This is a genomic window from Amphritea japonica ATCC BAA-1530 (genome assembly GCF_016592435.1).
GTDB lineage: Bacteria > Pseudomonadota > Gammaproteobacteria > Pseudomonadales > Balneatricaceae > Amphritea > Amphritea japonica.
In genome coordinates, this window is sequence record NZ_AP014545.1 from 785,013 (window position 1) to 810,975 (window position 25,963).

Below are 25,963 nucleotides of genomic sequence, written 5' to 3' on the forward strand. Positions count from 1 at the left end.
GGTTATGAGTCGGAGTTTATATGAACTGTGTCGCCGTTATTCTGATGGGGAACTGGAAATAAGCGAGTATCGACGTCAACGACGACAGTTTATTAATTCAATAATTAAAAGCGGTGATCAGACTCAGCCGCTAAGTGATTTGTTTGTTACGGATGTGACGCAGCCAAAGCGAACTATGCCGGTAGCGCCAGCGGTCAACAATACGTCAACATTGAATCCCTCTATTGGAATGGGTACTCAAAGTGCTAAGCCAGAACAGGAAAACAACGGGCGAAAAGGTTGGATTGCTGGTTTATGCCTGCTGCTATTGATTGCTAGTATATCCGTTTGGCGCTTCGGGGGCGTAACAGAGCGAGAGCTGCCAGTAGATAACCGGGGTATTGTTACTGAGGATACAACGCCGCGACCGCTATTAGTGAATATGTACCTGTTACTCGAACAAGAGCGGTGGACGGTTGCCGATATAGATAGCTATCTAGCGTTGCTGAAAGAAAGGTCCGTTGCAGATGATGATTTATTGCATTCAGACAGCCGTTATCATCAATTTCTGGACTCCATCCATATCTATCAGGCCCTGGCCGAAGCCGATCAGGATAAACCGATGGTTGATAAACTCCGGCAGATGGAGCAGGCGTTACGAGATTAAAGGGCCCGGGAGCTTAGAAACAGGATAATGATACGGCTGATCAGAATCGGATGATTTGTGAGTCTGAACTCTGGAAATTATAGGGCTACGATCCTGATTAGATAGCAATATACCCACTTTGGGTTTATTGCGCTTGCTATAGCCTCAGACTAATATTATTAACCGCTTGTTTTATAAGGATTAGTTTTTTCAAAACACTTTAATTACTTGCTAATGGCTTGATTTATAACAAAAACCCAACTTGGGTAGTGGTTTTCTGTTCATCCTCAATCTCTATTCGTAAACTTTAGTTGTGTCATGGCTTGGGGCATAGATTGAAAGTATCAGGGAACGATAGCTAGATAGTTTCAGGGAACGCCATAACAGTGGGGGGTGCTCATCTTCGTTTAGAGGTTAAGAAGATGAAAACTTTAAGCATACTCTTTGTAGCTGTATTACTGGCTGGGTGTGCGTCACACAGATCCCAATATAATGCCTGGCAAGAAGGTGTTGATTTGGGGAATGCACAGTCAGGTAGATGCGCTGTCGCTGCTTCTGTCATGATGGAAAAGCGTAGTGCTTCTGATTTCAGTTTACTTCGGTCATATATTAGATTCACTGACGAAGAGATAAAAATTGGCTTTTTCCGGCGGGCTCGCTGTATTCCTAAACGAGAGATGTGGTAACTGCCGCTGAGAGAATTTTTAGCCATCTGTATCAGCTTTATATAGTGCTTCATTTATTTGAAGTAGGTGGTTCTTATAACTTCAGTAAGTCTACAGGTTGGCTATTGTTTTCTAAGGCGTCGTAAGTTCTGTTATCTAGCTCACTCGCTTAATGAGTCGTACATGGATCAAGTCATATAGGCTTTAGCAATCGGTTATCTTACGGACTGTTGGGCGTTTTTTCATTTTACATAATGTTGAAATGAACCCTCATGGCAGTGACGGCTAAAGGTTAATTTGTTACCTTATAACAAATTAACCAGCTGCAGACTTTATTGATGTTCAGTCAGATCCCCACCAATATCATCACCGGATTTCTCGGTGTCGGTAAAACAACCGCAATTCAGTATCTCCTTGCGAATAAACCTGAAAATGAACGCTGGGCTGTGTTGGTCAATGAGTTTGGCGAAGTGGGTATTGATGCCGGACTGATGAACAATGAAAGTGAAGTTCCCGGTGTTTTTATAAAAGAGCTGCCCGGTGGTTGCATGTGTTGTACTGCCGGGGTACCAATGCAGATCGCACTAAATCAACTGATTCGCCAGTCACGACCTGATCGTTTGCTGATCGAACCGACTGGATTAGGTCACCCTAAAGAGGTCGTTGAAACGCTTCGGCAGCCAGAATATTCCGGCGTCTTGGATCTGCGTTGCACTATTACACTGGTTGATATTCGTAAGCTCAGGGACAATCGATATACCAGTCATGAAACTTTCAACCAGCAGCTACAGGTCGCTGATCTGATCGTAGCGAATAAAACTGATCTCTACACTGCGAGTGCTATACCTGAGTTGGAAGAGTATCTCTCTGGGCATTCCATTAACACACCGGTAGAAAGTTGTAGTAATGGTCAGTTAAAACTCGATTGGCTGGATCAGCCCTCAGGCTTTACATTGACCGTTAAGACTAAAGAAAAGGCTGCACATTTTCATGATCATTCACTTGAAGAAGATGTTTTCCCAGAGAGTGGCTTTCTGCGTAAAGATAACAAAGGAGAGGGCTATAGCAGTAGTGGCTGGATTTTTAGCCCGGAATTTGAATTCGATTTTGCCAGACTAGAGTTGTTATTGACAGGTATCACGGCCGAGAGACTTAAAGCGGTCTTTATCACGGACGAGGGCATATATGCCTTTAATCTGGCGGACTCCATACTGAAAGTTCAAGCATTGGATGAAGTGATGGACAGTCGAATTGAAGTCATCGGTGAGACGCCTGCCAATTGGACCGGACTTGAGGCGCAGTTGCTTGCCATGGCGACCCGATGTTAGACCTCCTGAGTGTCTCGGGTTGGCGCGGCAATATCTAACAGAGGCGCCGCATCGAGTGATTCTGCGTCCATCATTCCTGCTACGTCTTGCAGAGCCGCGAGTATCTGTTGCTGTTGTGTTGAGCCGAGATTATCAAAACGATTGATAAATGATTCATGTAACAATGAAGGCACAGTATCCAGTACCTCATTACCTTGTGTGGTCAGTCGGGCATTGACGATACGACGGTCGGTATTACTACGAATCCGCTCGACCAGCTGGCGTTCCTCCAGTCGATTCATAATAGTTGAAACGGTTGCCTGACTAAGGGATACATTGTCCGAGATGCGTTTGACGGTGACATCCCCCAATTCCTGGATTGCACGTAACACCATCACTTGCGGAATTGTTAAGCCGCAGGCCTTCACAACCCGCTTTGATTGCAGGTCGGTTGCGCGGATGATCTTCCTTAATTCAATGAGAACATCCTGCCAGCAGGGAGCGTTGTCTGTCATGGGATTTCTATACTCTGGTTAATATCTGAACCATTGAAACTTCGGCTATTCAATCATCTCAAAAAGCTGGGCGAGTATAGCCCAGACTAGTAGTAGCTGAAATAGATCGAAATTAGTTTGAGTTCTAAATATTAGAAGACTAATATATTCAGATCAAATTATATTAGATTAATTTTTAGTAGATTAAATTAACTTGGAGATGTCATGAGGAAACTGATAGCTGCTTCTGCAATGCTACTGGCTGTAGGTCAGGTACAAGCTGCGGACGAGTGCGGAAAAGTAACCATTGCGGACATGAACTGGAGTTCAGCCACACTGATTGCCAATGTTGATAAATTTATTCTGGAACATGGCTACGGTTGTGAAGCTGAATTGGTGCCTGGCGATACAATGCCGACGGGTACCTCTATGATTGAAAAGAATGAGCCGGATATCGCGCCTGAGATGTGGAGTAACTCCATGAAGGATGCGCTGGATAAAGGTGTTGCTGAGAAGCGTCTTCGCTACGCCGGTAATTCCCTGTCCGATGGTGGTGAAGAAGGTTTTTGGGTACCGGAGTATCTGGTTAAGAAATACCCTGAGCTGGCCACCATTGAAGGTGTAAAGAAACACGCTAAGCTGTTTACTCATCCGGAAGATGATACGAAGTCTGCTTTTTACGGTTGTCCTGCAGGCTGGAACTGTCAGATTTCTGCCGGAAACCTGTTTAATGCAATGAACCTGGCAGATTCAGGTTTTGAGATGATTGATCCAGGTTCAGGCGCTGGCCTTGCCGGTTCTATTGCTAAGGCATTCACTCGTGAAGAAGCTTGGTTTGGTTACTACTGGGCGCCAACCGCTGTACTGGGTAAGTACAAAATGGTGAAAGTAGACTTTGGCACCGGTGTTGATAAGGACGAGTTCGTTAACTGTACCTCTGCCGAAGACTGTGAAGATCCAAAGCCAACAATGTACCCACCGTCGGTTGTACAAACAGTGACCATTGAAGATTTTGCTGCTAAGTCGCCAATGGCGTATGACTATGTAGCGAATCGCTCCTTTACCAATAGTCAGATGAATGGCTTGCTTGCCTGGATGGAAGATAACCAGGCTGATGGTGAAGTTGCTGCGGAACATTTCCTGACTGAGTATGAAGCGAGCTGGACTGCCTGGGTAAGCCCTGAAGTAGCCGCTAAAGTTAAAGCTGCTCTTCAGTGAGTTATCGCTAAATCGTGTTAAGAATAGCCCGGTTATCCACAGGTAACCGGGCTTTGTTGTGTTTAACGAATTGTATTTAAAGAAACGTAGTTTGCAGAGGTGTTGTTTGCAGAGGCGTTGTTTGAAAGGGGTGTTGTATGGCTGAAACAAGCTGGTTGAGTGAAATTCCTCAGCTGAGCCGGGGTGAACTGCGGGATATCCGTAAAGGCCTTGATGGTATTTACCGGGACTTTTCCCGGGAGTACGGTGAAACAATAGAAGCGTTGTTTGATCCGCTGCTTGCGTTTCTGGTGTGGTTTGAGAAGTTGTTACTGGCGAGTCCATGGTTTGTAATTATCGCCGTTATTGCTGCTCTGGCATGGGTAGCCAGCCGTTCCTGGAAACTCGTTCTGGGGGTTGTAGTCTCATTCTTTATGATCGGCTACTTCGGTATGTGGGACGATACCATGCGCACCATGAGTATCATTCTTGTGTGTACCTTGATGGCCATAGCGCTCGGGGTTCCCATTGGTATTGCGATGGCCCGCTCTGACCGAATTCAATCAACAGTCACGCCGATGCTCGACATTATGCAGACCATGCCTGCATTTGTTTATCTGATACCCGTAGTGATGTTGCTGGGTATTGGTAAGATTCCGGGTGTTATCGCGGTAATCATTTATGCGATACCCCCGGTGATTCGCTTAACCAACCTGGGTATCAGGCTGGTGGATAAAGATGTACTGGAGGCCGCAACCGCTTATGGTGCCAGTCCGATACAGCGGTTGATGGGCGTGCAGCTGCCTCTGGCGATGCCGACCATTATGGCCGGTATTAACCAGACCATTATGATGGCGTTGTCGATGGTGGTAATCGCTTCGATGATCGGCGTGAAAGGTTTGGGGCAGCCTGTATTGAAATCAATTACTAATCAGTACTTTACCCTGGGTCTTTTGAATGGCTTGGCGATTGTTGCGCTGGCGATTATCTTTGACCGGGTATCACAGGCGTATGCGAAACGGAGTCAACAGCATATGGAGGGTCTGGAAAATGGCTGAGCCAGTTCAAGATCAACAGGCACTGATTCGGATTGAAGGCTTGTATAAGCTGTTTGGTAGTAATCCGCAGAAGCACATGCCGCTGGTACATCAGGGCAAGAGTAAGGATGAAATCCTTGCCGCTACCGGGCACACCCTGGGTCTGAAAGACATCAACATGACCATTAATAAGGGTGAGATTTTTGTCATCATGGGGTTATCCGGCTCGGGTAAATCCACCCTGATTCGTCACTTCAATCGCTTGATTGACCCTACGGAAGGGGTGATCGAAATCGAAGGCACTGATGTGATGAAGTTGGGCGACAAGGAGTTGCAGAACTTCCGTCGTCATAAGATGTCCATGGTCTTCCAGCGTTTCGGTTTGTTACCGCATAACACGGTTGTGGATAATGTTGCTTACGGCTTGTCGATACAGGGTGTCAGCAAAAGTGAAAGCAAAGCAAAAGCTAAAGAGTGGCTGGAAACGGTAGGCCTGGCAGGCTATGAAGAACAGTATCCTGCGCAACTCTCCGGTGGTCAGCAACAGCGTGTTGGCCTGGCACGAGCATTGTGTACCGACGCAGAAATCCTGTTGATGGATGAAGCCTTTTCCGCACTGGATCCTTTGATTCGTTCTGAGATGCAGGATCAGCTTATTGAGCTGCAGGAAAAACTGCACAAGACTATCATTTTTATTACTCATGACTTGGATGAAGCACTGCGTATCGGTGACCGGATTGCGATCCTGAAAGATGGTGAGATGGTACAGCAGGGTGAGCCAGAAGATATCTTGCTCAATCCTGCGACAGATTATGTAGAAGCGTTTGTTCGTGATGTAAACCGGGCCCGGGCGCTGACGGTTGAGACCGTCATGAAAGATCCTGCTTATCGGATTACTGCTGATACGATAGAAGAAGCGTTGAAACAGATGCGCGGCTTCAAAGAGGATTACGGTTATTACGTTAATGATGACGGATATCAGGGGGTTGTTACAGAAGAGGCGTTGCAGGAAGCTTATGCGGAAGACAATGCTGCTGAAATGACTGTTGAATGCTGTGAAGAGCTGGATGCAATCTCGCCCGATGCGGTACTGGAAACGGTCATTCCTGACACGCTGAACTCTGAGTATTCATTACCTGTAGTGGATGATGACGGGCAATATACCGGCAGACTCTCGCGGAGTACCCTGGCAGAAGTACTGGGGAATGAATCACCTGATGCTGAGTTGGTAGATGAGGCTGAGAGGAAGGCGGGATAGCTCGTAAGTGGCTAGAACGTCGCTTCGCGACTTGCTCGCGGCTAGACGAAAAACTTCGTTTTTCTTGCTAGAACAAGTACTTTTAAAACCGCCGTAAGGCGGTTTTTTGTTAATGATCAGTATCATTTAGTGATACAGCTATTACCGCTTTTTTAGCTACGGCTTTACGTATTTGAATATTGTTAATGATTGAGACTAAGACAAAACTCAGCAGCATCAGTAAGAACCAGGAGCTGAGTTTTGCTATTGATACCATCTGCCATTCATCGGCCTGATTTGGGTAGATCCAGACGTTGGTGTAAGTGGCAATGTTTTCAGCAAACCAGATGAATAGGGCCACCAGAAACCATCCGAGCAGGATTGGCATTTTGCGGTGTGTATTGATAACCCTGAAGTAGATGTCTGTCTTATAAAAAAGAAGTATTGTGGCAGCCAAGAGTACCCATCTCAGGTCCCATATATAGTGATGGGTAAAGAAGTTCGCATAAATTAAGCTAACCAGCAAAATAGTTGCCAGCCTGGGCGGGTAATAAGAGTACTCAAACTCAAAGATGCGCCAGACTCTGGCGATGTAACTTCCTACGGCGCTATACATAAATCCGGTGAACAGGGGCACGTTGCCGATGCCAAAAAAATAGGCTTCAGGGTAGGTCCATGAACCAATGGCATCTGATGTTTTAAATAGCTCCATAATTGTGGCAACGAGATGAAAAACAATAATAACAACAGACTCTCGAGCTGTTTCAAATTTGAAAGCCAATAGAAAAACTTGAAAAGCGATGGCTGACAAGAAGATGAAATCATAGCGATGGATACTATCTAGCGGATACCAGAAGCTGGTTGCAATCATCACCGCCAGGAGAAAACCACCAAATATACAGGCGTTCGCTTGTTTTAGGCCAAAAAGCCATAGTTCATGAGTAAAGGTTTTTATCTTCAATTGATGAATCTCTTTTTTTATCGAGCAAGCGGCGAAGCCTTGTCGAGCCACGAGCAAGTTGAGAAGCGACGTCTAGCAACTTATCCAAGCCAACCCGTGAAACCTTTATAAATAACAAAAATCGCCGATACGGCCGATACGGTAAGCAATACCGGTTTAGCGCTATCGGCGCGAATTTTCCCATCGACTTTATGGGCCAGCCAAAAACCGATCAATACGCCGGGTAGCATTTTCAGGCTAAGCATCGCTATATCCGCATCGATATTTCCTTGCTGAACTAAGGCGAGGATAGAGAAGGGTGTGCCGATCATAAAGAACGCGGCGAGTTCGTTACGGATGGTGATGCGGTTTTGTTCCTGATACACCAGCGCCATGGGTGGGCCACCCACTGAGGTTGCCGTGCCGATCAATCCTGAGAAGAATCCTGCAATGATCAGGCTGAGCTTTGTTGTCTGTACTCGAAAAACTTTCCAGGTCAGTAACACAGCTAATAGGAGTGTGATACCAAATAGCAGGCTCAGGCTCCAGGCGGGAATAGAGACTAGTAGCAGCGCCCCAAACCATGCGCCGGGCAGACGAGCGATGATTGCCGGGGTTATTCTGCGCCAACTTAACTCGCCTTGATTTTTCATCAGGGTCAGCCTTGATACGACCAGAACCGATAAGCTAGTCCCCAGAATCAGAACTGGGCCGGGCACATAGGAAGGGTTGATCAGAAAAAGCAGTGGGGCCGCAACTAAACCAAAGCCGATGCCAAACCAGGTTTGCATGACGATACCGCAGGTCACAATCAGCAATGCCAGGAGTTCGGGTTGGGTGTAGAGCATGTAGGAATAGAGTCCGTAATAGTGGCTAGGCGAGCCTGGAGCATACCCCGCAGCTCAAAATGGCACTAGCAGAAATTCAGCCTACAACGTTTATTGTTATGAATACTACTGTGCGAATAAAGAAAAGCATCTAGCGACTAGCAAGGGAACGAAGTTCCCGTCCAGTAAGTCACGTAGCGACGTCTGGCTGTATTAATCTGAGAAGGTTTTATTTACTGCCGTCGTGTATGTAAAAAAAGACCCCGTTTCCGGTGGTGCTAACCAGAAGCAGGGTCGTTTGTATCAAGTGATATCGCTACACCTCTATAGTACCGATAGCACCTAATTTTTGTGGTGATTAATTGCTAACCTCAGCGGCCACCTGCGCCCTGGCGGGACCGCTCGTTGTTCTCGACCAGTACGCCTTCACCGATTTTGTTGATTTGAGCCCAGAGCGCTTCATCGATATCGATACCGTTATCAACGCTGTATTCTTTGTTCAATTCAACCTGCTTAGCACTGATATAGCGCGCATTCTGGTTGCCTTTTGAGCGCTGCAGAGACGAAGTGAGGTCGACGCGGGAGCTACAGATAATAGTCAGTGCCTGCTTATCTTCTTCATTAGAAGACAGCGTGGTCGTGGCTTCGCTATAACTCGGGTAACGTTCACCGGCTTTGATGGCAGCGGTATGCTCGGTAACCGTTTGGCTACCGTTCTGCCAGTAGGCTGCAACACTGATGCCCCGACGACCGCAATCGGTCAGTGCTTTGAGAATAAACATCCGGTTATGACAGTTATGTACCGTCACGGTTGCAATCCCATTCTCCAGCGCCTTAGCATGTGCCAGATCGACAGAGGCTGCAATACAGTTTAATGCGCTGCGGCCGTTGCTATCGATAATTGCTGATGTGCTGTCTTCATAGATAACAGAGCTTGCCTCTTTTGTGCTGTCTTCGCCGATAAAAGGTAATGCCCGTTCTAATTCGCTCAGACCGTTAAGTCCGTGCTTTTCCAGCCATAGAATCATATTAGCAGCATCTTCATAGTTACCTACAAAGTAACCAGTGGCTTCAAAGCAGCGTCGCAGAGCGGCTTTTAGTTCGATCATAGAGACATGCATCAGAATTCTCCTTGCTGCTGTGGTGCCAGAGGCATAAACCAGTCGTCGTTGAATGTTTTGCCTATATCTTCCAGAAGCGGAGCGCCCTGGAACATCGTGTTACGAACCCAGAGTTTGGATCGTGGATCAAACTTACCGACACCAAAGAATGCCAGTTTGGCACGCAAAAGGTGCATCGGTAGGATTTCACGATCCAACAGGTTTGCCTGAATATCACCGTAGATACAGCGATTCATGCTTTGAATACGACGTACGATTCCACGAAGCTTGGGTTGTGCAACCATAAAGCGGGCAGTGCTGTGTTCTGGGTTCTCTGCCATATATTCAGAGAGCTGGTCGTAGCATCTGCGTACGGCATAAGCGACACCCAGAGCCATCTCTTTATCTTTACCATCTTCGTCACGGGCATTACCCAGACGCGGCTCCATCTTCTCCTCAGAACGGTACCAGAACGTATCTTTGGCGCCTTCAGCTGCGAAGTCGAAACTGAGTGCCCATTGATAGCGGTCTTCGATCACTTGCTTTAATTCTTGTAGTGGCATTATCGGATCAAGATCCTGAAACTCTTCTGCCGTATGATAATCTTCCAGGTCGTCGACCAACTCTGGATAGAGTTCCAGCATCACAGACACCAGCATTTCCTGTCCCTGTAGCGAGCAGTTCTTCTCACTCCACTGCAATAAGGTTTCCCAGCTGTCGAAGCCGTTTCGGGTATGTTCGCGAATCGCGTCCAGATCTTTCAGTACCTGTTGGTTGTTGGCTGTTTGCCAATCATCTTCGGTTACGGTTTCTGCGGTATGGACTGCGCAGCGTTCCAGTAATTCAGGGAACTGCTGTTGGATGCGATGATTGATATTGCCTAATACGCGGACCCTTGCCAGTGCCAGCTCTCGCATCTCCACCCATTGGTTGATCAATAACGGATGGTTGATCAGATAAGGGGCCATGCCCAGACCGGTTGAGTTGCCAATACCGAAGAAACGTTTGATCTCAGGCAGCATCGGGTTATAGCTTTCCGGCGCTTTGTGTTGGGCGATATGTTCTGCCTGTAGCAGGCTGAAGTTACGCAGCATTAAGCAGACAAACATCTCCGCTGCAAAGGGGCGGGCAAAGTCGGCATGACGGCTGGCTACTTTTTCCCAGTCGGCCATACCCAGTTTTCCGCTGCCGTATACGGCGGTGGTCCGGTACAGATAACCGACTTTAGCAATCTGTGCCACATCTGGCTGTTTGCTGTTGGCCAGCTGATCAACAACATAGTCAAAGTTACGGGCACTACGGTTGGCACGTGACAGAACAAATACCCGGGCATCAACTCTTCCGGCTTCTTGTTTAGGCACGTTCTGACGTAGTTTTTCCAGATAAAGATCATCAACTTCACCATCAACCAGGGCCATAGTCAGGTCCCACTTGGTAGCAATGACCCGATCGTTTCGTTCGTCTGGAGACAGATAATCGGAAAATAATACAAAACTGTATAGTTTGTTTGGAGTGTTGATTTCGTAGACTACGGTGCCATAGCCTTGTTCGTCCAGCTCAAAGCGAGCGGGTTCTATCTGCCACCGCTCACGCATAATCCGGCGTACCAAAGTACGCATAAAACTCAGCCGGCTCTGGTGAATGGCGCCTAATCGTTCCAGGTCCATTACCTGATTGATTGGCCGTAGCGGTAGTGCGTTGTCGCCTCTCAGGGCAGCTTTTATAGCAGCTGGCGTGGTCATTATTATTATCCTCGTTAAATAGCTACTTGAGACAGCATGAAAGCTATTGTGTAACACTTTCAAACGTTCTCTATACATCGTTTATAAGTTCGGCGCTTAATGACCGACAACAGCATAGATATGTTCGAAACCTCTTTTTTATTTGCTCTGCTGGTTTCGGTTGTAATGGTTATATGCAGAGCTATACGAGGAAGGGTGAAGCTGTCCCATACGCAATTGAGTTAAGTATGGCTCAGATCTGAGGGTGCATAAAAATCTGATTGGCTGCCCTTCCGGTATACCACTTATCATGGGGTAAAAAGCGGAGAGCACACAAATCAGAAGGTTATATCGGCTAATAAGAGAAACTTATCAAAACACCGCAAACTATTATTTTTTCTATAGGTGTAGGCCTGTAGAACAGGTTGTTAGGGGTGAATGTTTTTTATTTTTTGCTGTTATTTTCCTGAATTACTGCGTGCCAGAATGAAATCGACTAAAGCCTGTGCCGGTGGAGTCAGTGATTTATTAGTCAGCTTTACGATGCCGATACGGCGGGTTACGACGGGTGTGCTTAGTGGAATAAAGCACAGGGTATCGCTCTCTTTTGGCACTGCATAGCGGGGCAGTGTTGTCACACCAAAGCCAGCTTCCAACATAGCAATCAGTGAAATCATGTTAGAGATATAGAATTGAGAGTGGCCCAGCAGTGGTCGTGCTTCACTGTCCTCTAATAGACGGGAGGTGCCGTTTCCGATCAGGCGGTGCTTGCGCAGTTCCTTCCAGTGAAGCTCTTCATGTGCAGCTAGTGGGTGATCTTTGGGGCAGACGACGCCGATCTGATCTTCCCATATAGGGATAAAGGTTTTATCGCTGTGCTCCTGTTCATGAAACAGATGGGCGATACCGAAATCTACCTGTTGATTCTCAACCATTCGATAGACCGCATCGGAGTTATCGTCAAAGAAGCTGATATGCAGCTCAGGTGTGTCGTTGACGAACTCCAGTAATAGCTCGGGCAATACCTGGCTGGCAATGGAAGGCACGGAAGCCAGGCGCAGGTGGCCGGTCTTGTGCTCTGCCAGCAGCGTCATGTCCTGCGAAATCCGATCGTGATGTTCGATAAGCTCTTTGGCTTTTGGCAGGAAATACTGACCGAAAGGTGTCAGTTCTGTTTTGGCGGTCTTGGCGTTGCGCTTTTCAAAGAGTGATTCCCCGAGTTTATTTTCCAGATCACGAATTGAGAGAGAGATGGCGGGCTGGGTGCGATGAGCTTTCTCTGCGGCAGCGTGAAAGCCTTTTAGCTCGGCAACCCAGACAAAGTGACGCAGTTGAGCAATCTTAAACTCTGGCAGCATGATGCACCTCTGAAATATCTAGATAAGAAAATCTTATCGCGGAATATTATTTATTAATTTTTATTATTAAAGCACGAAGTCTATGATTGATCCATATACATGCAGGAGGTCAAAAATGTCTGATTCAGTTTTTCAAAATTACATTGCAGGTGAGTGGGTCGAAGGTAACAAAGGCAGCGTGGCAAACATCAGCCCTGCTGATATCAGCGATGTGATCGGCCAATATGCTCAGGCTGATAAAGCTCAGACGGAAGCGGCTATCGCTGCAGCAGCAGTCGGCCAGATTGAGTGGCAGAAGAGTGGTCTGGAACAGCGTTATTCTGTATTGATGGCGATCGGTGATGAGCTAATCGCCCGTAAAGATGAGTTGGGTGAATTACTGGCACGTGAAGAGGGCAAGACACTGGCTGAAGGGGTAGGTGAAACTTATCGCTCCGGTCAGTTCTTCCATTACTACGCTGCTGAAGTACTGCGTCAGATGGGTGAAACCGCTGAATCAGTTCGTCCGGGCATCGAAATTGAAACCCGTCGTGAGCCAGTAGGCGTTGTAGGCATCATCACTCCGTGGAACTTCCCGACGGCTACCGGCGCATGGAAAATTGCACCGGCACTGGCATTCGGTAACGCGGTAGTTTGGAAGCCTGCTAACCAGGTGCCAGCATCTGCTTGGGCTTTGACTGAAATTATCTCTCGTCAGGGATTACCTGCAGGCACTATGAACCTGGTGATGGGTCCGGGTGCTGAAGTCGGTGATGTACTGATTAATTCCCGCGGTATTAATGCGCTGACCTTTACCGGTTCGCTGGATACAGGCCGCAAAGTAGCGGCTGCAACAGCGGTAAATCTGGTTAAGTGCCAGTTAGAAATGGGTAGCAAGAACGCGCTGGTTGTACTGGATGATGCTGATCTGGCTAACGCTGTTGAGTGTGCCGTAGGTGGTGCTTTCGGCGGTACGGGTCAGAAGTGTACTGCGTCTTCCCGTTTGATTGTGACCGAAGGAATTCACGATCGTTTCGTTGAGGCGATGGTTGAGCGTATGAAGAAGCTGGTTGTCGGTCATCCGATGAAGGCTGGTGTAAATATCGGTGCAGTTGCTGATGCCCGCCAGATGGAGCAGAACCTGCAATACCTGGAAACGGCTAAGAGCGAAGGTGGCAGGCTGGTCTGTGGTGGCGAGGTGCTAACCGAAGAGACCGAAGGTTACTACATGCAGCCAGCGTTGTTCACTGAAACAACTAACGCGATGACTATCAACCGTGAAGAAGCGTTTGCACCGATCGCCTGCATTATCAAGGTTAAAGATTACGATGAAGCACTGGCGACGCTGAATGATACAAACTTCGGTCTGACCGGCGGTATCTGCACACAGTCTCTGAAATATGCAACTGACTTCAAACGTAATGCCAAAACAGGTTGTGTGATGGTTAACCTGCCAACGGCCGGTACCGATTACCACGTTCCATTCGGTGGGCGTAAAGATTCCAGCTTTGGACCACGTGAACAGGGAACTTATGCCAAAGAGTTCTACACCGTTGTGAAGACAACCTACATCAGCGCTTAACGCTTTATTTATTTACGAGCTTAGGTCTGGAGGTATTGCTATGCATAACGAAATGATCGTAATTGACGGGCTCCAGTACTCCAACTGGAACCGCAAGATCTTCGAACAGCTGCGCGAAGGTGGTGTAACGATGGTGCATGCCACCATCGTTTACCACGAGCAGATTCGTGAAACTTTGATGCGTATCTCTGAGTGGAATCGTCACTTTGAGATGAACAGCGATCTGATCATGCCGGTCAGAAGCGCGGATGATATTCGTCTGGCGAAGCAGCTGGGTAAAGTGGGCATCATGTTCGGCGCTCAGAACTGCTCGCCGATTGAGGATGATATCGGCATGGTCGAGGTGATGCGTGAGCTGAACCTGATGATCATGCAGCTGACCTATAACAATCAGAGTCTGTTGGCTTGCGGTTGCTATGAAGCTGAAGATAGCGGTGTAACCCGCTTTGGTCGCCAGGCGATCAAAGAGATGAACCGGGTCGGCATGATTGTGGATATGAGCCACAGCGGTGAGCGCAGTACGCTCGACGCGATCGAGATTTCTGAACGTCCGATTGTTATCTCCCATGCGAACCCATTGAGCTTCCATGAAGCCAAGCGTAATAAGTCTGACAAAGTACTGAAAGCACTGGGTGAATCTGGCGGTCTGCTGGGCTTCAGTCTGTATCCGTTCCATCTTAAGAACGGCCCGGATTGTACCCTGGAAGATTTCTGCGACATGGTGGCCAGCACTGCTGACCTGATGGGGATCGATCAGATCGGGATTGGTACCGATCTGTGCCAGGAACAACCCTTGTCGATTCTGGAATGGATGCGCAATGGTCGCTGGTCGAAAGCTATGGACTATGGCGAAGGCTCTAAGGCAAATGCTGACTGGCCACGTCCACTGTCATGGTTCCGTGATAGTCGTGATTTTCCGAATCTGACAGATGGTCTGCAGGCGCGGGGCTTCAGCGATGAAGAGGTGGCAAAGATCATGGGTCTGAACTGGCTCAACTTTTTAGATGAAGGGCTGAAGGCTCGCTGAATTCAGCGCTGTAATCCCGATGAATAGTTTTATAACCCTTTATGGTGCAGGCCAATGAGAGTCCGGCATGCACCATAGATTTACCTGATAACTAATAAATATAAAGATCCGTCAGGAGACTAAAATGAGTAACACAACCCAAGCTGCTGTTGCCGGGCAACAGTCAGCCAATCAAGAGGCTTCTATGGCCGACAACAAGCTATTGGCAGGCGTAGATCTGCCAGTATTCCTAATCAGTGGTGGTGTACTGGTGCTGTTCGCAGCCTTTGCCCTATATGACATTGAAATGATGTCTGGCTGGGTTAACAGTGCATTTGCTACCTCGACAAAATACTTTGGCGCTTACTGGCAAATTCTGCTGCTGTTAACTTTTGTTATCGGCCTTTTCCTGACTATCGGTCGTACCGGTTCCGTTGTATTAGGTGGTGTTAAAGCGCCTGAAATGCCAACGTTCCAGTGGATCTCGGTGATCATGTGTACCCTGCTTGCGGGTGGCGGTGTGTTCTGGGCGGCAGCTGAGCCAATGGCGCACTTTACTTCAGCACCACCGCTATTTTCAGGTACTGAAGCCGGTACTATTGATGCGGCTTACAACGCATTAGCGCAGAGCTTCATGCACTGGGGCTTCCTGGCCTGGGCGATTCTGGGTAGTCTGACCGGCATCGTATTCATGTATCTGCATTATGAGAAAGGTCTGCCGCTTAAGCCGCGTACATTGTTGTATCCGGTATTTGGTGACAAGGTTATGACCGGCCCGTTGGGTGCAATTGTTGATTCAAGCTGTGTTCTGGCGGTGGTTGCCGGTACGGTAGGCCCGATCGGTTTTCTGGGACTGCAAGTGAGCTTTGGTCTGGAGAAACTGTTCGGTATCCCTAATACCTACGCGACTCAGGTAATGATTCTGGTCGGTTTGATCGGTATCTACACGATCTCTGCGGTAAGCGGTGTGACCAAAGGTATCCAGATCCTCAGCCGGGCTAACGTGATTCTGGCTGTTATCCTGATGGCGTTTATCCTGATCTTCGGACCAACCGCATTCATTATTGATGGCTACCTACACTCTTTCGGTATCTATCTGGATCAGTTTATTCCGATGGCGACTTTCCGTTCTAGTCCTGGCTGGTTGGACTGGTGGACTGTGTTCTTCTGGGGCTGGTTCCTGGGTTACGGTCCTTTGATGGCGATGTTTGTTGCCCGCATATCTAAAGGCCGCACTATCCGTGAAATGGTACTGCTGATCTCAGTGGTCGCACCGATTATTACCTGCTTCTGGTTTACTATCGTGGGTGGTAGCGGTCTGGCATACGAGCTGGCAACACCGGGTGTAATATCCGAGCCATTCACTGGCTTTAACCTACCGGCTGCGCTACTGGCAATTACAGAACAGCTGCCGATGGGCTTTATGATTTCGGTTCTGTTCCTGATTCTGACCACTATCTTTGTGGCAACTACCGGTGACTCCATGACTTACGCTGTATCCATGGTAATGACCGGTACTGACCATCCTCAGGCGTTTGTCCGTGTTTTCTGGGGCATCATGATGGGTGTTGTTGCTGCGCTGTTGATCTCAATCGGATCAGGCGGTATCTCTGCGCTGCAATCCTTTATCGTCGTGACGGCGGTACCGGTATCGCTAGTCTTGTTGCCCTCGCTTTGGACGGCACCACAGATCGCCCGCAAGATGGCCGACGAGCAGGGACTGTAAATCAAGGTTGAAAAGAGCAGCGGCGATTGTCGCTGCTCTTTTGTTTTGAGAAATGATTACCACAGAGAACACAGAGGGCATTGAGAAAAACGCTACTAATCAGGCTACTGTATAAGGCGCCTTTAAGTAGTTTTTAATTTTCCTCTGTGTGCTCCGAGTTCTCTGTGGTGACAATGTTTTAAATATTTTTCTATTTTTATAAGTGAATGACTATGAAACAAGCTGTAAAGACTGAACTGTTTGCCTCTAAGGCTCCACTGGAATGGGCGGTTATCGCTAATGGCCAGTTGTCGACTGCACAGATTCCAATCAATGCTGAAGGTCAGGTTGTTGAGGGTGGTATCGAGGCCCAGGCGCGTCAGACCATGGAGAACTTTAAGCACACGATTGAAGCCGCTGAGCTGACGATGGCTGATGTGACTCAGGTACTGATCTACGTAACAGACCGTTCCCAGTTACCAGTATTCAATAAAGTTTACGCTGACTACTTTGAAGCACCGTACCCGAACCGTGCAGCGATGATCGTTGCCGGTCTGGCGCGTGAAGAGATGCTTTGTGAGATCGTCGCATACGCCACCGTTCCGGCTGCTTAATTACGCGACAGTAGCTAGAACGGAGCCTTCGGCTCCTGCTAGTGGCTAGATGGAAAACTGCGTTTTCCTTGCTAGAAAAAGCCTTTTGGTTTTAGTGCTTTATTCCAGGTTGTCCCTTGCCTTTGGCTCTCAGGCGTATCGAGTAATCGATACGCCTTTTTTTGTAAGGAAAGATTGCGAGTAGAGTTGGGTGTTTCTAGCCGCTAGTGATTCAACATCTTGCGATTAGCTAAACTGCGATCCAATATAAGATACGAACTATCTATTACAAACGATTCTGATCCGTTCGGCAGGTACCCGTAGCTGGGTGATCAGGTATTCTTTAAACAATGCATCATAAGGTTGCAGTTCAACTGCTTTTTGCATGCAGAGGATCCAGGCGTCGCTTTCGCTGTGGCCGATATCCAGGTGGCTGTGGGAGGCGGGGATGCTGATGGGGCCGAAGGTTTCGGCGTAGCGTCTGGGGCCGCCAAGCCAGCCAGACAGGAAATAGATTAGCTTCTTTCTGGATTCGCTCAGGTCGTTAGGGTGCATATCCCGGATTCGTTTAGATTCCGGAATGTCATCCATAATGTCGTAGAAGTCGTTGACCAGTAGAGTCAGACCGGCCAGTTCGCCAGCTGCTTTATAGGAGTTGTCGCCTTCGCCGTATCGGTTGTTTGTGGAATTCATAAATAGGTCAGTGGCCTTATTTTCTCCACTTTGCCCATGGATCATCATCGTTATCAGATGAGGAGCTTTGAGAAGCGGAAGTTTTGCGTTCAGATTTCCAGCGATCTTGTTTATCGCGCGCGTCTTCCTGCCTGCTGGAATAGCCGCCACGTTTCGCACCATAGCTTTTGCCAGAGTTATTGCGGTTACTTTTGCTGAACTCAGCGGCCTTTTTAGCTTTCTGCTCGCGTTCTACCTCGGCATCTTCAAGGCTTAGCTCGACAGGATCTCGCGGCGTTTGTCCCTCAGGCATAATACGATCTCGGGGTGACAGGGCAAACTGCTCGGATGAAACTCTTGGCAGGTTTTTAAATTTATACAGATAGAACTGTTCTACTTTTTCCCGTGCCCACTCTGTTTTCTTGAGAAACTTCACGCTGGACTCAATGCTGGGGTTGGTCTTAAAGCAGTTGATGTTCAGATAGGCGTACAAGATATCAAAGCCGTAATGCTCGACTATTTGCGTCAACAGCTCTTTTAAACCCAGACCGTGTAGTGGGTTGTTCTTGTAATTGATTTCATCAGTCATAATCGTGTCCGGCAAAGGGTCTAAAATATCGAATAAAGTGTACGAAGCGCCATCATACCTGTCACAGCACATACAAAATATAGCAGAGTGTCGATTGGAACCGATCTCATCATTAAAAGTTTAGCTGCGGTTATAAATTACCGGCATCTGTCCTTGCCAGCGAGTCCAACTATCGGCGTCGTTAATTAACGTCGCCATAAAGTGAGCAACATTAATGCGGCTGGTCTGCCCCGAATTAAATATGGGGTCCCGGATTGGTGATGGATGCAGGTCGTATTCGCTTACGTCGGGGTTATCAATCAAGCCATCGGGGCGGACAGCAACCCACTCAATGGCCGGGTGATTCTGACCGATCTCAGTGCGAAGAAAATTAGCAGCTTTTTCGTTGTCCACATGGGGCGGTAGTAATAGGCGTAATAACCCAATGACAGCGTTATGGCGAAAAGAGGTAGGCTCTTTAAGATCCCGGTTTTTATTACCTGTGGTATTCATCAGTACATACTTTACAGGTTGTTCAGAGGTGTTTTCCTGTATGACAGAGCATATGCGACGAGCTGTATCAGTCACCAGTCGGCGGGGTTGTCCATAGATCCCCTTGAGGCTCAAGGTATGCCCCAGGCAGGAGGCCACCGCTTCGCAGCCTGTTACCAGCTGGGTTAAATCAGTGTCGTTCATCTCGGTGATGCTGGCCTGAGTAATGCTCAGATTAGGGTGGTTTCTGACAGCCTCTGGCAGATTAGAGCCTGAACGGACGATAATTCTTACCAGCTCGCCCCGATTAAGTAGTTGTTCAACCAATAATCGACCTGTTTCTCCACTTGCACCTACAACGAGGGTTGTCATACGATTATCCCGATAAAGCTAGTTTGAATGACTCTCATTTAAAGTATTATGCACGAGTTTGATGGCAGTCGGATATGCTTTTATTGTCAACGATGTGCTAACGTTTTCTTCTGATAGACTACAAAAACAACTGAGCCACACAACATAAAAGGACTGCCAATGCCGAGTGTCAGTAATGCCATCATCCGTATCACTAATCTGCGTCTGCGCACCTATATCGGTTTCAACCCGGAAGAGCGGGAGAAACTGCAGGATGTGGTGATTAATATCGAGATCCATTATCCGGCGGAGAAAGCGGCTATCACCGATGATGTGGAGAAGGCGCTGAACTATAAGGTGGTGTGTAAAGAGATCATCCAGCATGTAGAGGAAGGGCATTTTCTACTACTGGAAAAGCTGGTGGGGGATGTGCTGGATATCGCTACTGCGCACCCCTGGGTTAGCTTTGCGAGTGTGACTATTGATAAACCTCATGCATTGCGCTTCGCCGACTCAGTCTCACTGACATTAGAAAAGCATTGTTGTCAGGATCACTAAGAGCTGAGCCGCGTATATATTAATTCAAACGGTAATCAGAGCTTCAGGCCAGGGCTTCTTGTGGGTTAGGGACGACTGGATTAAACCCCTTTGATACCCGATACAGGCTGCTTTGCTCTGCGGTCTTTCTGAGCGCTTCGATACTTGTTAACTGGTGTGCACAAGGTGAGCCATCCAGGTAATTAAAGGTCGCTTTTTCAAGAGTCACTTCGATGTAACTTAAACTGACTGTCCTGGCATCGTCCCGGTGCATGCAAACGGACAGTTCTCCCTGTATTGCCTGGCCATTTTCTTCACTCTGATATTTATCTGACAGACTATGTTTACCTGTCGGATTCGCCGATTGGTGGCTTTGATGGAAAGCCAGCAACTGATTGGCATCGGGTACGTGGCCTAAGCGGGCGAAGTTGTGCTGACGGGCTGAATATACAGCATCAAACGCAACTGATGAGGATGTCATCGGGCTTTTAATGCTTAGGATTAACAAGGTTTTACCGTCCCATTGAAAGCCCTGGGGTTGCTGATCTAATGCAAAGGTTAGCAGGGTGAACGGAGCGTACTGGTGTAGGTTGGCCATACTGAGCTCAGTCGCGATGTCAGGCTGTGTTGGTAAGGCCGATAAAGACTTGAGTAACTGGCCGCGGCTTTTTAATACGCCTTCTGGCATCTTACCCTGATAAAAATTCAGTAAGCACAAGCTAAGACCCTGGTCATTTACCGAGATCCAGCTGCCTCCGCCATCCGGGTCGATCGGCATCAAGACTTTGCAGTCTGTCTGTTGCAATGGCTGGGGAGCCAGTGCCCGGCTACGACTGCGTTGTTCGTCACGGTTAAAGAATAACTGATAACCATCAGAATCAACTAACCAGCTTACTGTGCACATGCGGCGATTCCTTTGAGCTTATGCCGGCTGTGCGGACGCTTCAGGTTGTGTCGTAAGTTCCGCTTCTGCCGCTAAAGAACGCAGATAAGTAGCGGTAGCAGGCGCTGTACCGTATTGAGCATCAACCTGGCAGCCCAGCACTTTTGCAATAGTGGCCATGAGCGCCAGGTGATGGATCGCATGGGTTGATGCAAATGCCAGTTCACGGCCAAAAGAGGATGAGAGCTGAACGCTGAACTGCTCGTCAATATCCACCTCAGTTAGTATTGTAACGTTACGTTGAAGGTCAGCAGTCGTTAAGCCCGTTAGCCATTGCCGCACACTGTCTAACGCGACAATACCTTCCTGCTGGATGGTTTCCAGTGGGATACCGCGCTGACGAATGTCGTAGTTTATGACCGATGCATCGCTATTCTGAATCAGGGCCTGAAACATATCGAGGATATGGCGCAGATGTTGGCCGATGCTGCTGTCAAACATCGGTTTGTGACTTGCCTGATAGGTTGCGGCGTCTATGCTGCTGATGAAATCCTGTAGTTGATCCAGGATATTCACAGTACTACTGATCATTTTTTCCATGTTAATTTTCCGTCTTACTAAACTGTAAATTCTGGGGTGGTGCTGTGACTGAAGCCCTGCTTTCTTCTTCAGTGGGAGATCTGTTTACCGCTTCTTTAGGTACGCTATAGACCAGATATATTAATGCGATAGGAGTGAGTATCAGATAGGTTGATGCCAACGCAGACTGAACATCCTCAAAATAAGAAGCAAGCAGGGCGATTAGAGTGAAGAAAATGACGATGCCTGTTTGTGACAGATAGCTTTTCGCTAGCAGATAATTAAGCGGACGTAGCTGGCGGGCGTTATCGAAGAAACGCTTATTAAAGCTTAATCGGAAGAAGGTCGTCAGGAAGGCGATAACCAAAATCGCCGGGTAGATCCAGTAATCCGGCATGCTGTTATCCAGCATGCTGCGTAATAACCAGGAAGCCGCATAGAACACGACTGCAATGACATAGATTTTGTTGCGGTCGATCGCGTCGATTCTGTTTTTCAGCAGGAAGAATATAACCGACAAGAATACCGTCAGTAACACGACAATCAGGCCTAACTGCTTAATATTTTCCTGGGTAATGTAATACAGAGAGATTATCCAGAAATAACTTTCCAGGAACAGGAATACGCCATCAAGATAAAAAACGACCGCTGAGTTATGGTTATCTTTGAATTTAAAAATAGACTGGTAGTGGCTTTGGGCCTGTACAGAGCCGCTGGTTGTGGCTGATTCGGTTAAGCTATCATGCCTGCTGGATGAGCGGCTTAAAGTCTCGTTGATGGTGGCTAGGGTTGTAGTATTACTGGTGCGTAAAAACCACAACATAGCGCCGCCAGAAATTACGGTGCTCAGTACGAATAGCTGAAATTCATAGCCACCTTCGAGCAGGAATACACTTATCAGAATCCCCAGTTTTAACAGTACCACGACCATAATCTGAAAGTTGCCATAGTGGCGGCCGGTCTGGTGATTGGCTGATGGCTGCCCATCGGATGCTGAGTCAGAGGATTGAGCTGGTTCGGTGGTCATGGTGCTGAATAGCACCCGCTGAGTGGTCCAGTAGAAACAGTTGTAGGCGCCATTCAGCAGGGCCGCTAACACCAGTAACTGAATACCATCGATATACAGTAGTGCGGCGACCAGACAAATTTCTGTCATAAAAGAGGCTGCGGTAATCAGCCGCCAGTTGGCTTTTTGATAGACTTTTTCCCAGAGTTTCAGCGAAAAGATAAAACTCAGGCCGGTTAATGCGATAAACAGGGCGATGGCCTCTATCGTATTACCCCGCTGCAACAGCAGCACGGGGATAAAAAAAGGCAGCAGGCCTATCAATAGGGAATGGACCCCGGCAAACTGGAAGAAATTACGCGCGATAGTATTCATCAGTAGGTGTCTGCGTTACTGATGTCGAGTTGATCCAGCTTTTGGTAATAAGGTGTCAGATCCTCTTTTTCACCAAAGCGGGGGTAGTCATGCATCTTCAGATAGGGGCGGGAATTCACCTCGAGGAAGATACACTTCTGATCTTTATAGGAGTGCTCGATACCTTTTTCAAAAATAACGTCGATACCCAGAATGTTAGCGTCGAACATTTCCAGTACATTGAGAAACAACTGTTTATTGTCTTCTGGGATAGTACTTTTATCGATTGTTCTCACAGTGCCGCCAGGGGCCAGTGAAATACGATAGAACAAAGTGATCACCTCACCTGAAGCGGGGACAGAGTCCAGGCTAAGGTTCTGTTTTTTCAGAAAGTTAATCGTCTGCTCGTTTTTCTGAATCGGGTAGATAGTTGGATACAGCTTCATTGCTGTCCGTACTGCATTCTCTTCATCAATTAGCGCCTCGATGCTGAGTGCGCCATTACCGGTTACCGTTGGCGGATAACGTTCAATGACAGACATCAATTCCCCCTTAATGGCGACAACCCGATAGTTGCAGCCCTTTAGGTACTGCTCGACTACCGTTGTGGGCCACCAGATCTTAGCCAGGAGTATCGCTTTCCAGAGCTCGCGGTAGTTATTGATCGGAAAGTAACTGCCACGGGAATAGCCACTTACATTTGGCTTAATGACCAGAGGGAAGCCGTGTTGCTTAGCAAAATTATGGGCTTTGAACGGGTTAAAAAAGATCAGCCCTTTGGCATGGGGAACATTACCCTGGTCAAACACCGCCCGTGCCTGCTCTTTAGAACGGCAACTCTTTCTGACATCAAGATTGTTATAGCTGCTACAGCCATCCATAAATTTCTGGCTGATCCAGCTGTAGACCGCTTTTTTTATTGCTTGCATCAAATATGTCCTTAATCAGTCCGGTTAGTGCGTCGGATAAAAGCGAGCTTCTTAAAAAATATAACCGGCTCTTTTTTAATGCTTGGCAACGTTTTAGTGTTTCTAGCCAGTAACCAGGTACATTTCAGCGCGGCTTTGTACTTGTCGCGAGTGCTTGTGTTTGAGGTCAATAGAACCAATGGCATTGGCAGGAACAGATTGATCTCAATCACTTTAAAATCGCCAGCGATCAGTTGATTGATAGAATCAGCGCGTACGCCGACCCGGGATATTCTAAAGCGGCCTATCGCCTTGATATAATCCCAGAGCTGATCGCGTTGATCCTGACTTAACTTTTCAGTGATATCCAGATACTCAGTTTGCTGGTTGTAGATGCCGTTGATCGGATAATCATCATCGCTATGATTTATAACCTGAGTGACTGATAGCATGGCGTAACGAACAGCTGACTTATCACTGGGAATAGCAAAAATTTCAAACTCAATTTTGCCTTTAGCCCCTTCCTGAATCAGGTATTGCATTGGCTGTTTGGTATTACGTTGCGCGCGTATTCGGGCTAACTCTTCAGCATTATCAGCCCGCAGTATGCCTTGCGAGTTTTGTCCCCATTCGGGCTTCACAAAAAGAGGATAGGACTCAGCGGTAATGTTCGGGTTGTCTGTAGTCTCTGTTGTGGGCTTATCTATCCATTGAGATAAGCGCCACTGTTCAGGGATCAGGTCATTTATATCCTGCTTCGAATAGAGGCCTTTCGCTTTATTGAAATAGTCAGCATTAAGCTGAAAGTAGCGCCAGGGCTTAGCTCTCAATCGGATGCAGGAAGCAATGTATGAAATTACCAGTACTATTCGAATAATCATAAAAGCCCGTTAGCTCTCAGTAAGTAATGTATGACCAGTGGACCGGTGCTTAATGTAAGCAGGTTAACCTAAGTAACGTTGTTCAGCTGGCAGATTTCAGCGAACGCCAGTGAGTATAGTTAACCAGAGCCATTGTAATACCCAGAATCAGAATTGATACTGCGGCAAAAAACAACGAGCCGTTATCGCTCTGCCCGTTATGCAGCACAACAATGCCCAGGGGTGTTGCCAGATGGAAAAATACGGCTCCCAACATAACCGATGAAGCCATAACTCCACCGATGCTGTGAATAATTTCCCGAGCAGGCGTCTTGCTTATCAGGTTCAACTTTTTAAGGAGAAAGAACACTGCTGGCGACAACAGGATTATAGATACAATCAGTTCGGCAGAGCCTACAGCGTAAGCGCCGTATTGAGTAAACCAGTGACCCAGACCAGTAGAAATTGTATTGCTCATCCAGCCACCGATAGTGGAAAAGATATGCTGAGTATCCGGGTGACCTGTGAACTTATAGGGCAGAGAGCTTAAGAATACTTTTGCTATCCAGAGAATAATGACCCAGCTGGCGATAGAGATAATTCGAGATTTCATGGTAAATCCTTTTTAAAAAATGTGAGTAACAGTTCGTCGGCTTATCGAATAACCGCAGGCCAGTTGTTGTCAGCTTGTTGAATCAGGTTGGATTTGTCTTTCAGCCATTTGGCCTGAATGCTGGCATCGTAGTTGAGATATAATTTGCCATCTTCAATAGTCCACTGCTGCGGATCACCGGAGGCTGTATCATTATTGGCAACGGCCCAGGCGCAGTAGCCGCCGTACTGGGGTGCATACTTTTCAGGAGCCTGCTTAAATGCTGCCAGGTTTTCCGCGTTTTTGAACTGCCACTTAACGCCCTTGTACTCGGTTGAATATTGGCTGCTGCCTTTAGTGGCTTTGTCGTCAGTAAAATAGGCAACAGTGTCGTAGCCTGAAACAGCGACATTACTGAAGAAGGATGTATAGATTGCATTTTTGGCTTGTGCCTGGAAAGAGAACATCACGAGCAATAGTGTAAACAGCGAGCTGAAAGTGTTTTTTTGGTTAACGAATGATTTCATGCTGACGGCCCCTGATGTTTAGTTAATATTCATATTTTGGTTGCTACAGTGGTCACCTGTCTGGAGACTCACTCAATGTGGGCTAACTATATCCAGCGAACATGAAATTAAGCTGAAACTTTCCCAAAAAGTTAATGAATATCTTATATTTAGCGTGGAAGAATCATAACAACGGTATAGAACCTATTTGATATCAGGGTAAAATTTATTCCGGATCGGGAATAATATTTCGTTAAGGCTTTTCCCTTATATATGATCCTG

At 47.4% G+C, this 25,963-nt stretch carries 26 protein-coding genes; 10 read left to right on the top strand and 16 right to left on the bottom strand.

Annotation, left to right across the window (positions count from 1 at the left end):
- Positions 1-4: 4 nt before the first annotated feature.
- Both AMJAP_RS03570 and AMJAP_RS03575 read left to right on the top strand, forming a co-directional pair.
- Positions 5-646, top strand: a complete 642-nt coding sequence (locus tag AMJAP_RS03570) for a hypothetical protein (RefSeq protein WP_019622403.1) — start codon at positions 5-7, stop codon at positions 644-646.
- Positions 647-1,628: 982 nt separating this feature from the next.
- The gene (locus AMJAP_RS03575; RefSeq protein ID WP_019622405.1) at positions 1,629-2,618 is read left to right on the top strand and encodes a CobW family GTP-binding protein; all 990 of its coding nucleotides are present in this window, start codon (positions 1,629-1,631) and stop codon (positions 2,616-2,618) included.
- On the opposite strand, the gene AMJAP_RS03580 is transcribed toward AMJAP_RS03575, so the two are convergent.
- On the bottom strand, positions 2,615-3,112 hold the full coding sequence (locus AMJAP_RS03580) for a MarR family winged helix-turn-helix transcriptional regulator (protein ID WP_019622406.1): 498 nt from the start codon (positions 3,110-3,112) through the stop codon (positions 2,615-2,617). The two genes, AMJAP_RS03575 and AMJAP_RS03580, sit on opposite strands and share 4 nt — an antisense overlap.
- 204 nt (positions 3,113-3,316) lie before the next feature.
- Here AMJAP_RS03580 and AMJAP_RS03585 point away from each other — a divergent pair, with 204 nt between their 5' ends.
- The 3 genes from AMJAP_RS03585 to AMJAP_RS03595 all read left to right on the top strand — a co-directional run bounded on the left by AMJAP_RS03585 (position 3,317) and on the right by AMJAP_RS03595 (position 6,583).
- Positions 3,317-4,309: an ABC transporter substrate-binding protein gene (locus AMJAP_RS03585; RefSeq protein ID WP_026340192.1), complete on the top strand. Its 993-nt coding sequence runs from the start codon at positions 3,317-3,319 to the stop codon at positions 4,307-4,309.
- A gap of 137 nt (positions 4,310-4,446) precedes the next feature.
- Positions 4,447-5,346 (top strand): ABC transporter permease, encoded by a 900-nt coding sequence (locus AMJAP_RS03590; RefSeq protein WP_019622408.1) that lies wholly within the window; start codon positions 4,447-4,449, stop codon positions 5,344-5,346.
- On the top strand, positions 5,339-6,583 hold the full coding sequence (locus AMJAP_RS03595) for a quaternary amine ABC transporter ATP-binding protein (RefSeq protein ID WP_019622409.1): 1,245 nt from the start codon (positions 5,339-5,341) through the stop codon (positions 6,581-6,583). Before AMJAP_RS03590 ends, AMJAP_RS03595 begins: the two co-directional genes overlap by 8 nt.
- Before the next feature lie 109 nt (positions 6,584-6,692).
- Here AMJAP_RS03595 and AMJAP_RS03600 read toward each other — a convergent pair whose 3' ends face one another.
- The 5 genes from AMJAP_RS03600 to AMJAP_RS03620 all read right to left on the bottom strand — a co-directional run bounded on the left by AMJAP_RS03600 (position 6,693) and on the right by AMJAP_RS03620 (position 12,508).
- The gene (locus AMJAP_RS03600) at positions 6,693-7,523 is read right to left on the bottom strand and encodes a DUF817 domain-containing protein (protein ID WP_019622410.1); all 831 of its coding nucleotides are present in this window, start codon (positions 7,521-7,523) and stop codon (positions 6,693-6,695) included.
- 80 nt (positions 7,524-7,603) lie between these two features.
- On the bottom strand, positions 7,604-8,350 hold the full coding sequence (locus AMJAP_RS03605; protein ID WP_019622411.1) for a sulfite exporter TauE/SafE family protein: 747 nt from the start codon (positions 8,348-8,350) through the stop codon (positions 7,604-7,606).
- A gap of 350 nt (positions 8,351-8,700) precedes the next feature.
- Entirely contained in the window at positions 8,701-9,450 is a 750-nt protein-coding gene (locus tag AMJAP_RS03610) for a DUF3726 domain-containing protein (protein ID WP_019622412.1), read from the bottom strand.
- Positions 9,450-11,171, bottom strand: coding sequence for a hypothetical protein (locus AMJAP_RS03615; protein WP_019622413.1), 1,722 nt, complete (start codon positions 11,169-11,171; stop codon positions 9,450-9,452). Before AMJAP_RS03615 ends, AMJAP_RS03610 begins: the two co-directional genes overlap by 1 nt.
- A 437-nt stretch (positions 11,172-11,608) precedes the next feature.
- Positions 11,609-12,508, bottom strand: coding sequence for a LysR family transcriptional regulator (locus AMJAP_RS03620; protein WP_019622414.1), 900 nt, complete (start codon positions 12,506-12,508; stop codon positions 11,609-11,611).
- Between the two features lie 115 nt (positions 12,509-12,623).
- Between AMJAP_RS03620 and AMJAP_RS03625 the strand changes: the two genes are divergently transcribed.
- The 4 genes from AMJAP_RS03625 (at position 12,624) to AMJAP_RS03640 (ending at position 17,394) form a co-directional block, all read left to right on the top strand.
- Positions 12,624-14,069 (top strand): aldehyde dehydrogenase family protein, encoded by a 1,446-nt coding sequence (locus tag AMJAP_RS03625; RefSeq protein WP_019622415.1) that lies wholly within the window; start codon positions 12,624-12,626, stop codon positions 14,067-14,069.
- Positions 14,070-14,109: 40 nt separating this feature from the next.
- A complete protein-coding gene (locus AMJAP_RS03630; RefSeq protein WP_019622416.1) occupies positions 14,110-15,096 on the top strand; it encodes a dipeptidase in 987 nt (328 codons plus the stop codon).
- Positions 15,097-15,220: 124 nt separating this feature from the next.
- Positions 15,221-16,801 (top strand): BCCT family transporter, encoded by a 1,581-nt coding sequence (locus AMJAP_RS03635; protein ID WP_019622417.1) that lies wholly within the window; start codon positions 15,221-15,223, stop codon positions 16,799-16,801.
- Between the two features lie 212 nt (positions 16,802-17,013).
- On the top strand, positions 17,014-17,394 hold the full coding sequence (locus tag AMJAP_RS03640; protein WP_019622418.1) for a RidA family protein: 381 nt from the start codon (positions 17,014-17,016) through the stop codon (positions 17,392-17,394).
- A gap of 258 nt (positions 17,395-17,652) precedes the next feature.
- Here the strand turns inward: AMJAP_RS03640 and AMJAP_RS03645 are convergent, their stop codons facing one another.
- The 3 genes from AMJAP_RS03645 to AMJAP_RS03655 form a co-directional block, all read right to left on the bottom strand.
- Complete coding sequence (locus tag AMJAP_RS03645; RefSeq protein WP_019622419.1) at positions 17,653-18,066, bottom strand: group II truncated hemoglobin; 414 nt, start codon at positions 18,064-18,066, stop codon at positions 17,653-17,655.
- Positions 18,067-18,082: 16 nt separating this feature from the next.
- Positions 18,083-18,634, bottom strand: coding sequence for a VF530 family protein (locus AMJAP_RS03650; protein WP_019622420.1), 552 nt, complete (start codon positions 18,632-18,634; stop codon positions 18,083-18,085).
- 120 nt (positions 18,635-18,754) lie between these two features.
- Positions 18,755-19,477 (bottom strand): NAD(P)-dependent oxidoreductase, encoded by a 723-nt coding sequence (locus tag AMJAP_RS03655; protein WP_019622421.1) that lies wholly within the window; start codon positions 19,475-19,477, stop codon positions 18,755-18,757.
- Positions 19,478-19,636: 159 nt separating this feature from the next.
- On the opposite strand from AMJAP_RS03655, the gene folX reads away from it, so the two are divergent.
- The gene (folX, locus tag AMJAP_RS03660) at positions 19,637-20,014 is read left to right on the top strand and encodes a dihydroneopterin triphosphate 2'-epimerase (protein ID WP_019622422.1); all 378 of its coding nucleotides are present in this window, start codon (positions 19,637-19,639) and stop codon (positions 20,012-20,014) included.
- Between the two features lie 43 nt (positions 20,015-20,057).
- Here the strand turns inward: folX and AMJAP_RS03665 are convergent, their stop codons facing one another.
- From AMJAP_RS03665 to AMJAP_RS03695, 7 genes are all read right to left on the bottom strand, one after another.
- Positions 20,058-20,897: an NRDE family protein gene (locus AMJAP_RS03665; RefSeq protein ID WP_019622423.1), complete on the bottom strand. Its 840-nt coding sequence runs from the start codon at positions 20,895-20,897 to the stop codon at positions 20,058-20,060.
- An 18-nt stretch (positions 20,898-20,915) separates the two neighbouring features.
- Positions 20,916-21,476: a DinB family protein gene (locus AMJAP_RS03670; protein WP_019622424.1), complete on the bottom strand. Its 561-nt coding sequence runs from the start codon at positions 21,474-21,476 to the stop codon at positions 20,916-20,918.
- 1 nt (position 21,477) lies between these two features.
- Complete coding sequence (locus AMJAP_RS03675) at positions 21,478-22,836, bottom strand: hypothetical protein (protein WP_019622425.1); 1,359 nt, start codon at positions 22,834-22,836, stop codon at positions 21,478-21,480.
- Complete coding sequence (locus AMJAP_RS03680) at positions 22,836-23,744, bottom strand: hypothetical protein (protein ID WP_019622426.1); 909 nt, start codon at positions 23,742-23,744, stop codon at positions 22,836-22,838. Before AMJAP_RS03680 ends, AMJAP_RS03675 begins: the two co-directional genes overlap by 1 nt.
- Positions 23,745-23,755: 11 nt before the next feature.
- Complete coding sequence (locus AMJAP_RS03685) at positions 23,756-24,604, bottom strand: D-alanine--D-alanine ligase family protein (protein WP_019622427.1); 849 nt, start codon at positions 24,602-24,604, stop codon at positions 23,756-23,758.
- A gap of 82 nt (positions 24,605-24,686) precedes the next feature.
- Positions 24,687-25,196, bottom strand: coding sequence for a hypothetical protein (locus AMJAP_RS03690; protein ID WP_019622428.1), 510 nt, complete (start codon positions 25,194-25,196; stop codon positions 24,687-24,689).
- Between the two features lie 41 nt (positions 25,197-25,237).
- Complete coding sequence (locus AMJAP_RS03695; protein WP_019622429.1) at positions 25,238-25,702, bottom strand: YHS domain-containing (seleno)protein; 465 nt, start codon at positions 25,700-25,702, stop codon at positions 25,238-25,240.
- Positions 25,703-25,963 lie beyond the last annotated feature (261 nt).